Here is a 12,173-nt window from a genome sequence, read left to right as displayed (position 1 = left end):
CCCGGGCCCCCCGCGGCTTCGTGTCCGGCCCTCACCTGCACAATAGGGTGCCCCCGCCGGCGACTCTGGGGTTCTGGGCGTGCGCTTTCCCTTTCGGACCCGCCCACGCCGAGATCGACCTCAGCGTCGGTTCTGTCGCAGGTCTTTCATCGGTCGTCACCGCCATGGCCGTCACGCACTACGGACTGCTTCCGGGCATCCTCGCAGGACTCGCCTCGGGTGCCGTCATCGGCGCGGTCAACGGCGGTCTCGTGGCGTGGCTCAAGATCCCCTCCTTCCTGGTGACGCTCGGGATGCTGGGGCTCGCGGCTGGGCTCGCGCAATGGATCACGGGGTCAGCGCCGCAGCCGATCACTGACCCGGTCTACGTCCTCATCTTCGGTGGCGGAGATTTCGGACCCGTGCCCGGCCTTCTGGTCTGGACGGTGCTCGCCGTCGCCGTCGGTTGGATCGTGATGAACCGCACCCGCTACGGGCGGCAGGTGCTCGCGACCGGCGGCAACCCGACGGCTGCGGCCTACACGGGCATTCGCACGGCGAGGATCAAGTTCACGGTCCTGCTGACATCGGGCGTGGTGGCCGCGCTCGCGGGAATGCTCTACGCCGGCCGTCTGGAATCCGGCCATTTCCAGTGGGGCCAGGGTGACGAACTCACCGTCATCGCCGCGGTCATCCTCGGTGGGACGAGCTTGTTCGGCGGTCGCGGTGCGATCATCGGCACGCTCTTCGGTTCGCTATTCATGGGCCTCGTCAACAACGGTCTGATTCTCGCGGGTCTCGACGTCGCACAGCAGCAAGTCGTCCGCGGTGGGATCATCATCGCGGCAGTCGCCTTGTCGAGGAAGAAGTGACGGCTGTGCGTCCCGTGCGCAGCGGAATCATCGGGACAGGATTCATGGGCGCCGTGCACACCCGCGCCGTACGTGCGGCCGGTGGAACCGTGGCCGCCTATGCGGGCCGCGACCTTGATCGCGTTGCGGATGCCGCCGGGCGCGCCGGCATCGAGCGTGTGCTGACACCGGAGGCACTGATCACCGACCCCGACATCGACGTCGTGCACGTGTGCACACCGAATTCGCAGCACGTTCAGTTCACGGCTGCGGCGATCGCTGCGGGTAAGCACGTGGTGTGCGAGAAGCCCCTCGCGCTGAACGCGGACGACGCGATCGCTCTCGACCGAGCGGCGCGGGCGGCCGGCGTCGTCAATGTCGTTCCGTTCGTCTACCGCTACTATCCGGCGGTGCGGGAGGCTCGTGCCCGAATCGCCCGCACGGATGACCGCATCTGGCTCGCTCACGGACACTACCTGCAGGATTGGCTCGCCGACCGCGACGCCTACAACTGGCGGGTGGGGGAGGGTGAGTCTCGAGCATTTGCCGACATCGGCGTGCACTGGTGCGATCTGTTCGAGTTCATGAGCGGTCACCGAATTTCACGGCTGTCCGCGAGGTCCACTCGCCTTCACGACGCCCGTACCGCTCCACACGGTGAGGTTCCCGTCGAAACGGAGGACGCCGTCACGATGCTCTTCGAGACCGATCGGGGCGCTTCGGGCAGTGTGGTGATCTCACAGGCGAGCCGCGGCCGGAAGAACCGCCTCTGGATCGAGCTGGACGGTGCGGGTTCGTCGTATGCGTTCGATCAGGAGAACCCCGACCGACTTGAGATCGGCACGGCAGAGGGCACCCTCATTGTTCCCAAGGGCGTAGAGACCATGCCCGATCCCGAGGTCGGTCGCTACATCACAACTCCATCGGGACACGCGCAGGGATACCAGGATGCCTTCACGTTGCTTATGAGTGAGATGATCTCGGCTGTGCGCGGACACGCAGTCGGGGGCATGCCCACCTTCGCCGATGGAGTGCGTGCGGCGCGCATCACAGACGCGGTCATCGCCTCTTCGCGCCAGGGGGGGTGGGCCGATCTCGACATCGCCGCGCTTGGGAGGATCGCGTGACTCAGACTTCGCACCCGGTGACGTTGTTCACGGGACAGTGGGCCGACCTGCCTTTGGAAGAGGTGGCCCGCCTCGCCGCCGAATGGGGCTACGACGGGCTCGAGATCGCGGCATCCGGAGATCATCTCGATCTTCGCCGCGCCGACGAGGACGACGCCTACCTCCGGTCGCGCCGGGACGTGCTCGATCGGCACGGCTTGCGGGTGTTCGCGATCTCGAACCACCTCGCAGGTCAGGCCGTCTGCGATGCCCCGATCGATTTCCGACACCAGGCCATCCTGCGCGAGTACGTGTGGGGTGACGGCGAACCTGAGGGCGTGCGCCAGCGGGCCGCCGAGGACATGAAGCGCGCGGCGCGCGTGGCACGCAAGCTCGACGTGGACACGGTGGTCGGATTCACGGGATCTTCGATCTGGCCGTACCTCGCCTTGTTCCCTCCTGTGTCGGCGGAGATTATCGACCACGGCTACGAGGACTTCGCGGAGCGGTGGAACCCGATCCTCGACGTCTTCGACGGGGAGGGCGTGCGGTTCGCGCACGAGGTCCATCCCGGCGAGATCGCCTATGACTATTGGACATCGGTGCGCACGCTGGAGGCGATCGACCACCGCGATGCATTCGGATTCAATTGGGATCCGTCGCACATGATGTGGCAGAACATCGATCCTGTCGGCTTCATCAGCGACTTCCGCGATCGCATTTACCACGTTGATTGCAAAGACACGCGGCTCCGAGCACCCAATGGGCGTGCGGGGGTGCTCGGTTCACACCTCGCGTGGGGTGATCCGCGGCGTCCGTGGGACTTCGTCTCGACGGGCCATGGTGATGTCCCGTGGGAGGACGCGTTTCGGGCGCTGCGCGCCATAGGCTACGACGGCCCGATCTCGATCGAGTGGGAAGACGCCGGAATGGACCGTCTGCACGGTGCAGCCGAAGCCGTGCGATTCGTGCGGTCTCTGCTGTGGAAGAGACCGGACGCATCCTTCGACGCGGCATTCTCACACCAATGAGTGGGTTTCCCTGACGCGCGTCACCCCCACAGCCCGGCCGAGCCGAGCACCTTCGCGGGCGTCAGGCGGATGACGACACGCAGCGGGTTCGGACGCGGCTGCCGGTAGCGGGCGGCGTAGAGCGCGACCGCGTGGGCGACCGCGTCCGGCTCGCGCTCGATGACGGCCGTGCCGGCGATGCTCGCCCACTGCGGGCCCGCCACCTGGGCCACCGTCGCGCGCGGGTCCCGCTCGATGTTGCGCACCTTCTGGCTGCCGTCCGAGGTGATGATGCGGATCACGCCGGCGTCGTCGAGCGTGTAGCCCACGGCGACGACATGGATGCCGGAATCCGGGCCGAGCGTCGAGAGGGTCGCGAGGTGGTATTCGGTGAAGAACCGTCGTCCGTCGTCGGTCAGGGTGGCGAGAGAAGTCATCCGCCCATTCTCTCGCGGCATCCGCGAATCCCGCCGTGAATCCAAACCCCTTGCGCTCACCAACTACTTTGCAGTACAAAGTAGGTATGAACGCACACACGGAAGGCACAGACGAGGACGCACCGCTCGCCCCTGAGCAGATGCTGGCGCTTCTGGAGAACCAGCGGCGCAGCGTCGAGGGCCAGGTCGCGAGCTTCGTCCCGACGATCATCCTGACGTGGGGCATCGCCTGGCTCGCCGGGTTCGGCGTGCTGTGGATGATCGACGGCCTGAAGCCCGATCTCTCGATCCCGCTCCCCGTCGCGGCCACGATCTTCGCGATCCTGATCGTGGGAGCCATCGTGCTCTCGGCGATACTGGGCATCCGTTCCGGCCGGGGCATGCGCGGCAACGCGGGCGACGCCTTCCAAGGCATCGTCTACGGCTGCGCCTGGATGCTCGGCGGCATCGCCATCGCCGTCTTCGGACAGGGTCTGATCGTCAACGGCATGGATCCTGAGGTCGCGAACATCTACTACCCCGTCGCCTACGTGCTCTTCGCGGGGCTCATGTACGTGGTCTCGGGTGCGATGTGGCGCGCCGTGCCGGCTCTGATCCTCGGGGTCTGGACGATCATCGTGGGCCTGGTCGCCCCGTTCTTCGGCTACCCCACGCACTACCTCTTCATGGCGCTGGCCGGCGGGCTCGGACTCATCGCGCTCGCCGTGGCGGCATTCATCCATCTCGCGCGACTGCGTCGCACGATCGCCAGGGCGGGTGAGGTGCGTCGTGGATGAGCTCGACCCCGTCATACACGCACAGGCGCGACTGCGCATCACTTCGGCGCTGGCGACTCTGGATGCCGGTGAGCAGATCGCCTTCCCGCGCCTTCAGGAGCTGCTCGGCATGACCGCCGGCAACCTCTCGACGCACCTGCGCAAGCTCGAGGACGCCGGCTACGTCGCCGTCGAGAAGACGCACGAGCGGCGCACCCCCGTGACGTACATCGCGCTGACCCGCACCGGCCGGCGCGCCTTCGAGGACTATATGGACGCTCTGCGGTCCATGCTGGGAGAGATGAAATGAGCGCTTCGCGACCGCCGCTCGCATCGCTGCGCGGCGTCACCCGCCGTTACGGCGACACGATCGCCGTCGACGATGTCACCCTCGAGATCCAGCCGGGGCAGATCGTCGGCATGCTGGGCCCGAACGGTGCCGGAAAGTCCACGATCCTCTCGCTCATCCAGGGCCTTCGCCGCCCGAGCGCGGGCAGCGTGACGCTCTTCGGCGGCGACCCGCGCGATGCGCCGAACCGGATGCGTCTGGGCGCGACCCCGCAGGAGACGGCGCTGCCCGATGCGCTGCGCGTCGGCGAAGTCATCGACTTCGTCGGGCGTCACTTCGATCGACGCACGCCGCCCGCCGCCCTCGCCGAGCAGTTCGGTCTCACCGATCTGCTGCGCCGCCAGACCGGGTCCCTCTCCGGCGGCCAGAAGCGGCGGCTGGGCGTCGCGCTCGCCTTCGCCGGGACCCCCGACCTCGTCCTCCTCGACGAGCCGACGACAGGGCTCGACATCGACGGGCGCCGGGCCCTGTGGGACGCCATCCGCGCCCAGCACGACACCGGCGTCACGGTCATCGTCACGAGTCACTACCTCGAAGAGATCGAAGCGCTCGCCGAACGCGTCGTCGTCATCGGAGAGGGCCGCGTGCTCGCCGACGACCGGCTCGACGCCGTGCTGGGGCACGTCGGGCGCAGCCGGGTCGCGATGAAGACCGCGGATGCCGCGGCCATCGCACGGCTGGACACCTCCGGCTTCCACAAGACCGACGGCGACACCGAGGTGTTCACGACCACCGACTCGGACCGATTCATCGGCGACCTCGTGCGCAGCGGCATCCCGTTCCGGGATCTGACCGTACGCGGCGCGACCCTCGAAGAGGCGTTCCTCGCGCTCACGCGCACGGCCGACACCGCAACGACGACAGAGAGGCCTGCAGCATGACCACCACGATGGATGCCGCCACCCGGGTCGCCGATGCGCCACGGGCGCCCGCAGTCGCGCGACTGACGGCGCTTCACGCGAAATACACCCTGGTCGAGTTGTCCCGCACGCCGATCGCGATCATCGGGGCGATCGCGTTCCCGTCGCTCGCGCTGCTGTTCTTCGTCGTGCCGAACTCGACGGTCGCCTCGAACCCCGCGTTCGCGACGCAGGCGGTCATCTCGTTGTCGGTGTTCGCCGTCATGGCGAACGGGCTGTTCAGCTTCGGGCTCACGATCGCCGAGAACCGGCAGAAGCCGTGGGACCCGTACTTGCGCACGCTGCCCGCCCCGGGGATCGTGCGCGTGCTCGCGCAGATCTTCTCGACCGGCCTCATGGGGTTCGTCGCGATCCTTCCGGTCATCGTGATCGGCGCGCTCTTCACCGCCGCCGAGGCGTCGGCCGGCGGCATCCTGCTCGGACTCGTCGCCCTTGCCGTATCGGCGCTGCCGTTCATGCTGATCGGCATCTGCATCGGCTACGCGCTGCCCATGGCGGGGGCGATCGCCGTCGTGCAGGTCGTCATGTTCGGCCTCGCGTTCGCGGGCGGGCTGTTCCTGCCGCCCCTCATGTTCGCGGACTGGCTGAACGCGCTGTCGATGTGGTTCCCCTCGCGACAGGCGCGCGAGCTGGTCATCTGGGCCGTGCAGGGCGGTGAGCTGCCGTGGTGGGTCTGGACCGGCATCCTCGTCTGGACCGTGGTGCTGCTCGTCGCGGCGCTGACGCTGTTCCGTCGCGACGAAGGACGCCGCTACCGCTGACGCCCGCACAGGGTCGATTTCGGACGGTCGCGTATCCTTGCGCCATGACCCGCACGCGAAATCGACACGGGCGGGTGCGAGGCGTCGCATGACGGCTGGCAATGTCGTCGAGGTGCGGGGGCTGAGGAAGAGCTATCGCGACATCGAAGCCGTGCGCGGCATCGACTTCGACATCCGCCGCGGCGAGACCTTCGCGCTGCTCGGTCCGAACGGCGCCGGCAAGTCCACGACGATCGAGATCCTCGAGGGATACCGCGACCGCACGGCGGGCGAGGTCAGCGTCCTCGGCACGGATCCGCGCCGCGGCGGGCTCGCCTGGAAGTCCCGTCTGGGCATCGTGCTGCAGTCCAGCGGAGAGACGGGGACGACGACGGTGCGCGAGCAGCTCCGCCACTTCGCGGGCTACTATCCGAACCCGCGCGACGTCGACGAGGTCATCGCGGCGGTCGGGCTCGAGGCCAAGATCGACACGCGCATCTCGAAGCTCTCGGGCGGTCAGAAGCGCCGCGTCGATGTGGCGCTCGGCATCATCGGCCGCCCCGAACTGCTGTTCCTCGATGAGCCGACGACCGGCTTCGACCCCGAGGCCCGCCGCCATTTCTGGCAGCTGATCCGCCTGCTGCGCGACGAGGGCACCTCGATCCTGCTCACGACCCACTATCTCGACGAAGCCCAGCAGCTCTCCGACCGCGGCGGCATCATCGCCGGCGGCGAACTCGTCGCGATCGGCGCGATCGATGAACTGGGCGGAGCACAGGCGCGTATCCCGATCGTCCGATGGAGACAGGACGGGATGCCGCGCCAGGAACGCACGACCGAGCCCGGGCGCTTCGTGGCCGAGCTCCTGGCGCGCGGCGAACCCGAGCGACTCGAGGTCATCCGTCCGAGCCTCGAAGACATCTACCTCGAGCTCGTCGGAGAGACGGCGGCCGATGTCGAGGCGGTCATCTCGTGAGCACGACGGCGGTGCGGTTCGGACCGCTGCGCACGGTCCGGCTGGGCGTCAGGCGCGCCGGCTACGAGATCCGCTCGTACTTCCGGCAAGGCGACACCGTCTTCTTCACGTTCCTGTTCCCCCTGCTGATGCTGACGATCTTCGCCGTCGCCTTCAGCGACGCCGAGTTCGGCCGCACGCCCGACGGCGACGAGATGACGGCAGCGCAGTACTACCTGCCCGCGATGCTCGCCGCCGGTGTGCTGTTGTCGGGGCTGCAGAACATGGCGACCGACATCGCGATGGAGAAGAGCGACGGCACGCTCAAGCGACTCGCGGGCAGCCCGCTGTCGCCGGTCAGCTACTTCCTCGGCAAGATCGGGCAGGTGCTCGTGACGGGCATCCTGCAGGCGGCCGTGCTCATCGTCGTGGCGGCGACGGCCTTCGACGTGCCCCTGCCGACCGAGCCCTCGGCGTGGCTGACCTTCACCTGGGTCTTCCTCCTCGGGGTGACCACGTGCGCGATCCTCGGGATCGGGATGTCGGCCCTGCCCCGATCGGGCAAGAGCGCGACGGCCGTCATCATCCCGACCGTGCTCGTGCTGCAGTTCATCTCGGGCGTCTACATCCAGTTCTCGCTGCTGCCCGACTGGCTGCAGCAGATCGCGAACATCTTCCCGCTCGCGTGGCTCGCGCACGGCATGCGTGCCGTCTTCCTGCCCGAGAGCTACGCCTCGCTCGAGGCGGGGGAAGTGTGGAACCTCGGGGGCGTCGCGATCGTCTGCGGCATCTGGCTCGTCGCCGGACTCATCGTGACGCGACTCACCTTCCGCTGGATCCGCAAGGACTGACGCACGCCGGTCCGCGGCATCCGAGTGGGCAGACGCCGAAGCGCAAGGGGGTTCCCTGCGCGGCTGCCGCGGCGGATGCTGGCACTCAGGCGAACTCGTCGGTGACCGCACCCCCGCGTCATCGTGCCGAGTCGCAGCAACGAATGGAGCAGTGATGGCCACGCACAAAGTCGGCTACTTCGTCGGCAGCCTGTCGTCGACGTCGATCAACCGGACACTGTCGAAAGCCCTGATCCGTCTGGCGCCCGACGGCCTCGAGTTCACCGAGATCCCGATCGGCAACCTTCCGCTGTACAGCCAGGACTACGACGAGAACTACCCGCCCGAGGCGACCGCGCTGAAAGAGGCGATCGCCGCGTCGGACGCGGTGCTGTTCGTCACTCCCGAGTACAACCGATCGATCCCCGGCGCGCTCAAGAACGCGATCGACTGGGCCTCACGGCCGTGGGGTCAGAACTCGTTCGACCACATCCCCGCCGCCGTGATCGGCGCCTCGATCGGGCAGATCGGCACGGCCGTCGCCCAGCAGAGCCTGCGCGGTGTGCTGACGTTCTGCAACGCGCGGCAGATGACCGCTCCCGAGGCGTACATCTACTTCAAGCCCGACGACTACACCGAAGAGGGCGAGGTGACCTCGGAAGAGACCGCCGGGTTCCTGCGCGACTTCATGAACGAGTTCCGCGACCACATCGAACGGGTGCTCACGGTGCTGCCCCGCGACTGAGCGCTGGGCTTGCGCCATGCTGGGAGGAGCCCCCGACTCGAGAGAGACCGCATGCCGCGCGACAGCTACTTCGTCCCCGCTGGACCCGACCGCTACTTGCCGACGGATCACGTCGGCGGCGCGTGGAGCGATGAGGACCTCCACGTCGCCACCGTCGCGGGCCTTCTCGTGCACCACATGGACCGGTGGCGCCGAGAGCACGGCGACGCCGACAAGGTGTTCGGCCGGATCAGCATCGACATCCTGGGCAGACTCACCCGCGGCGACATCGAGCTCGAGACGCGCCTGATCCGGCCGGGGCGCACGATCGAACTGCTCGAGACGACGGCCACGATCGCGGGACGGCCGACCCTGGCTGCTCGCGCGTGGCTGCTGGCGACCGAGGACACGCAGCAGGTCGCCGGTGGAGAGTGGATGCCGCTCCCCGCGCCCGACGCGCAGGCCGTGTACCCGATCGCCGAACTCTGGCGCGGAGGCTACATCAGCAGCATCCGCGCGCTCGCCGTCGGGCCGCGACGGCCCGGTCGTGCCGCGGCCTGGCTCACGACGGAGCTGGATCTCGTGGCGGGGGAGGAGACGAGCGAGCTGGCGCGATTCGTCGCGCTCGTCGACACGGCCAACGGCATCGCCGTGCGCCAGAGTCCCGACGAGTGGCTCTTCCCGAACCTCGACCTGACGCTGCACTTCTTCCGCTCGCCGTCCGGCGCATGGGTGGGGCTCGACACGACCGTGACCTACGGGCCGGCGGGGCTCGGGCTCACGAGCACCGTGCTGCACGATCTCGACGGTCCGGTCGGGACGGCGCAGCAGATCCTCACGGTTCGGAGCCGCGCCACGTAGGCGCGGGTAGCGTGGGATCGTGGCCCTGGCATCCCGTACGTCTCCGCGTCCTCCCCGTCCGTCGGTCGATCTCGTCGTCGTCGCGACCGAGCGGCTCAGCCCCCAGCTCGTGCGCGTGCGCCTCGGCGGTGAGGGTTTCACGGCGTTCGAGAACCGGCCCGAGACCGACAAGTACGTCAAGCTGAAGTTCACCGCTCCCGAGGGGCATCCCGTCACGCGCACCTACACGGTGCGCAGCGTCGACGTCGCCGCCGGCACGCTCGACATCGATTTCGTCGTGCACGGTGACGAGGGCATCGCCGGTCCCTGGGCGGACTCCGTCCAGCCCGGAAGCGCGCTGAGCCTCACGGGGCCCGGCGGCGGATACTCCCCGAATCCGGATGCCGCGTGGTACCTCTTCGTCGGCGACCTGTCGGCGGTTCCCGCGATCGCCGCGGCCTTGGAGGCCCTGCCCGCCGACGCCGTCGGCACGGTGCTCATCGAGGTCGACACCGAGGACGCCGTCATCGAGCTGACGGCCCCGGACGGCGTCGACGTGCAGTGGATCGTCGACCCGGCGCACACGGTCGATCTGCTGGCCGCCGCCGTGGGCCGGATCGACTGGCGCGAGGGGCCCGTCGACGTCTTCGCGCACGGTGAGCGCGAATCGATGAAGGCTCTGCGGCGTGTGCTGTTCGACGAGCGGGCGCTCGAGCGCACGCAGGTGTCGCTGTCGGGCTATTGGGCGCGCGGCCGTGCGGAAGACCGCTTCCAGGCCGAGAAGCGCGAACCGGTGGGGCAGATCTTCCCGTCGATCTGATCGGAGAAATCTTCGAGAAAGTCTTGCGCTCCGGGGAACGGATGTACTATCCTGTGTTCAGGACAGCGTGTCAGGTGAGTAGCGGAGTCTCGATCCACGGGTGTACGGCGACGGAGTTGACGGGGCGGATCATTCTCCACTGATCGGAGTGCGCCGATGTCCTCTCCCACCGCAGCGCTCGAGGCGGCCGTCGCCGTTCTCGCGCGAGCGTGGAGTGACGCGGCCCTTCCTGCCGGCCTCGCTCCCGCCGATGTGCAGACCGCCGTCGACGCGATGTCCGAACCGGGCCTTCTCGCGGTCAACGACGCGCTCGCCGCCCTGCGGCGACAGGTCGACGGCCTCCACGCGAGCGTTGCGGCCGGTATCTCGCGGCGTTCACGACCCGAGCTCGGCAAAGAAGGCCTCGCGCGCAAGACAGGGCACCGCACGGCCGCGAAGCTCATCGCCGCCGCGACAGGCGGCCACGCCGGTGACGCCGCTCGGCTCGTTCAGGTCGGCGAAGCCACGCGCGAACGCGAGCAGCTGTCCGGTGAGCGTGCGCCGGCCCGCCATCCCCACGTCGCCGCCGCCGTCTCAGACGGCCGGGTGAGCATCGCCGCAGCCGCAGCGATCATCGCCATGCTCGACCGCGTGAGCCTGCGGGCCGGACTCGAACGCATCCTCGAGGCAGAGGCGGCGGTCGTCGCGCAGGCGCCGCTGCTGACGCTCGATGAGCTCGCGGTCGTGCTGCGGCGCGCTGAAGCGCTGCTCGACCCCGACGGACTCGAGCCGGTCATCGAAGAGATGCACGCGGAGCGGTCACTGCGGATCTCGCGGGACCGCGCAGGCATGGTCGTGATGACCGCTCGACTCGACCCCGAGACAGCGGCGCCGATCAAGGCGGCTATCGAGTCGATCGTGACGCATCAGCTGCGCACGAGTCGCGGTTCGAACGCGGGCGGCCCGGCGGGCGAGTCGGCCGGTCCGGCCGGCGTCGCGGGCGGCGTGGCCGGCGGCGTGGTCGGGGCGGTCGGCGAGTCGGTCGGTGCGGTCGGTGCGGTCCGTGCGGTCGGCGACGCGGGCGGTCCGGCAGGCGAGTCGGTCGGCTCGGCAGGCGAGTCGGCCGGTCCGGCAGGCGTCGCGGCGGGCCCAGAGGACGGCGCGGGTGGCGTCGCGGTCGGGCCGGCAGCGGTCGCGCCCGAGACGCGTTCGATCCCGCAGATGCAGGCCGACGCGCTCGCGATGATCTGCCGCCACCTGCTCGGGTGCACCGATGACCGCGTACCGGCCGCGGCGACGACCGTCGTCGTGCGCATGCCGCTCAGCGCGCTGACGACGGGCGAGGGAATCGGCGAGATCGACGGGATCGATCAGCCGATCGACGCGGGAACAGCGCGCCGCATGGCGGCCGCGGCCTCGATCGTGCCGTGCGTGCTGGGCGGCGACAGTGAGATCCTCGACATGGGGCGCGCGAAGCGCCTCTTCACGACGGCACAGCGTCTTGCTCTCGCCGAGCGTGACGGGGGCTGCGCGTTCTGCCACCTGCCACCGTCGACGACCGAAGCGCACCACATCCTCTGGTGGGATCGCGACCGAGGCCCGACGGATCTCGGCAACGGCATTCTGCTGTGCGCGTCGTGTCATCACCGGGTCCACGCCGACGGCTGGGAGATCCGGATCGACCCGCCACCGGGCGGCGATCCGACCGGCGGCACCGTCTGGTTCATTCCCCCGTCCCACCTCGACGCGACCCGCACCCCACGACTGGGTGGCCGACGACGGTTCGATCCCGACGGCTGGGCACGCGCGGCGTGACCACTGCCGCCGGGTGACCGCGCGGCGTGACCGCTGCCGCCGGGCGACCGCGCGGCGCACCCC

At 69.0% G+C, this 12,173-nt stretch carries 14 protein-coding genes; 13 read left to right on the top strand and 1 reads right to left on the bottom strand.

Annotated features, from left to right (window positions below; translation table 11 throughout):
- The 3 genes from ACFC3F_RS04345 to ACFC3F_RS04335 all read left to right on the top strand — a co-directional run.
- Window positions 1–851 (top strand): ABC transporter permease (locus ACFC3F_RS04345; RefSeq protein WP_376127053.1); only part of this gene is annotated, 851 nt, incomplete at its 5' end.
- On the top strand, window positions 848–1,957 hold the full coding sequence (locus ACFC3F_RS04340) for a Gfo/Idh/MocA family protein (RefSeq protein WP_376127051.1): 1,110 nt from the start codon (window positions 848–850) through the stop codon (window positions 1,955–1,957). The genes ACFC3F_RS04345 and ACFC3F_RS04340, both read left to right, overlap by 4 nt.
- The gene (locus ACFC3F_RS04335) at window positions 1,954–2,967 is read left to right on the top strand and encodes a sugar phosphate isomerase/epimerase family protein (RefSeq protein WP_376127049.1); all 1,014 of its coding nucleotides are present in this window, start codon (window positions 1,954–1,956) and stop codon (window positions 2,965–2,967) included. The genes ACFC3F_RS04340 and ACFC3F_RS04335 overlap by 4 nt, the downstream gene beginning before the upstream one ends.
- Window positions 2,968–2,987: 20 nt before the next feature.
- Here the strand turns inward: ACFC3F_RS04335 and ACFC3F_RS04330 are convergent, their stop codons facing one another.
- A complete protein-coding gene (locus tag ACFC3F_RS04330) occupies window positions 2,988–3,383 on the bottom strand; it encodes a PPOX class F420-dependent oxidoreductase (RefSeq protein ID WP_376127047.1) in 396 nt (131 codons plus the stop codon).
- Window positions 3,384–3,469: 86 nt separating this feature from the next.
- On the opposite strand from ACFC3F_RS04330, the gene ACFC3F_RS04325 reads away from it, so the two are divergent.
- From ACFC3F_RS04325 to ACFC3F_RS04280, 10 genes are all read left to right on the top strand, one after another.
- On the top strand, window positions 3,470–4,159 hold the full coding sequence (locus ACFC3F_RS04325; RefSeq protein WP_376127045.1) for a hypothetical protein: 690 nt from the start codon (window positions 3,470–3,472) through the stop codon (window positions 4,157–4,159).
- A complete protein-coding gene (locus tag ACFC3F_RS04320; RefSeq protein ID WP_376127043.1) occupies window positions 4,152–4,448 on the top strand; it encodes a transcriptional regulator in 297 nt (98 codons plus the stop codon). The genes ACFC3F_RS04325 and ACFC3F_RS04320 overlap by 8 nt, the downstream gene beginning before the upstream one ends.
- The gene (locus ACFC3F_RS04315; RefSeq protein ID WP_376127041.1) at window positions 4,445–5,368 is read left to right on the top strand and encodes an ABC transporter ATP-binding protein; all 924 of its coding nucleotides are present in this window, start codon (window positions 4,445–4,447) and stop codon (window positions 5,366–5,368) included. Before ACFC3F_RS04320 ends, ACFC3F_RS04315 begins: the two co-directional genes overlap by 4 nt.
- A complete protein-coding gene (locus ACFC3F_RS04310) occupies window positions 5,365–6,168 on the top strand; it encodes an ABC transporter permease (protein ID WP_376127039.1) in 804 nt (267 codons plus the stop codon). The genes ACFC3F_RS04315 and ACFC3F_RS04310 overlap by 4 nt, the downstream gene beginning before the upstream one ends.
- 88 nt (window positions 6,169–6,256) lie before the next feature.
- Window positions 6,257–7,123 (top strand): ATP-binding cassette domain-containing protein, encoded by an 867-nt coding sequence (locus tag ACFC3F_RS04305; protein WP_376127037.1) that lies wholly within the window; start codon window positions 6,257–6,259, stop codon window positions 7,121–7,123.
- Complete coding sequence (locus ACFC3F_RS04300; protein WP_376127036.1) at window positions 7,120–7,953, top strand: ABC transporter permease; 834 nt, start codon at window positions 7,120–7,122, stop codon at window positions 7,951–7,953. The genes ACFC3F_RS04305 and ACFC3F_RS04300 overlap by 4 nt, the downstream gene beginning before the upstream one ends.
- Before the next feature lie 154 nt (window positions 7,954–8,107).
- Window positions 8,108–8,677 carry an NADPH-dependent FMN reductase gene (locus ACFC3F_RS04295; protein ID WP_376127034.1) on the top strand — a complete coding sequence of 190 codons (570 nt, stop codon included), beginning with the start codon at window positions 8,108–8,110 and terminating at the stop codon, window positions 8,675–8,677.
- A gap of 51 nt (window positions 8,678–8,728) precedes the next feature.
- Window positions 8,729–9,517, top strand: a complete 789-nt coding sequence (locus ACFC3F_RS04290) for a thioesterase family protein (RefSeq protein ID WP_376127032.1) — start codon at window positions 8,729–8,731, stop codon at window positions 9,515–9,517.
- A 25-nt stretch (window positions 9,518–9,542) separates the two neighbouring features.
- Window positions 9,543–10,316: a siderophore-interacting protein gene (locus ACFC3F_RS04285; RefSeq protein ID WP_376127067.1), complete on the top strand. Its 774-nt coding sequence runs from the start codon at window positions 9,543–9,545 to the stop codon at window positions 10,314–10,316.
- Window positions 10,317–10,472: 156 nt separating this feature from the next.
- Window positions 10,473–12,110, top strand: coding sequence for a DUF222 domain-containing protein (locus ACFC3F_RS04280; protein WP_376127030.1), 1,638 nt, complete (start codon window positions 10,473–10,475; stop codon window positions 12,108–12,110).
- The last annotated feature ends 63 nt before the right edge of the window (window positions 12,111–12,173 follow it).

Origin of the sequence: Microbacterium sp. NPDC055910 (assembly GCF_042271185.1) — a bacterium.
Classification (GTDB): domain Bacteria; phylum Actinomycetota; class Actinomycetes; order Actinomycetales; family Microbacteriaceae; genus Microbacterium.
The sequence above is the reverse complement of the archived record's forward strand: the minus strand, read 5'-3'. Positions and strand labels throughout refer to the sequence as shown.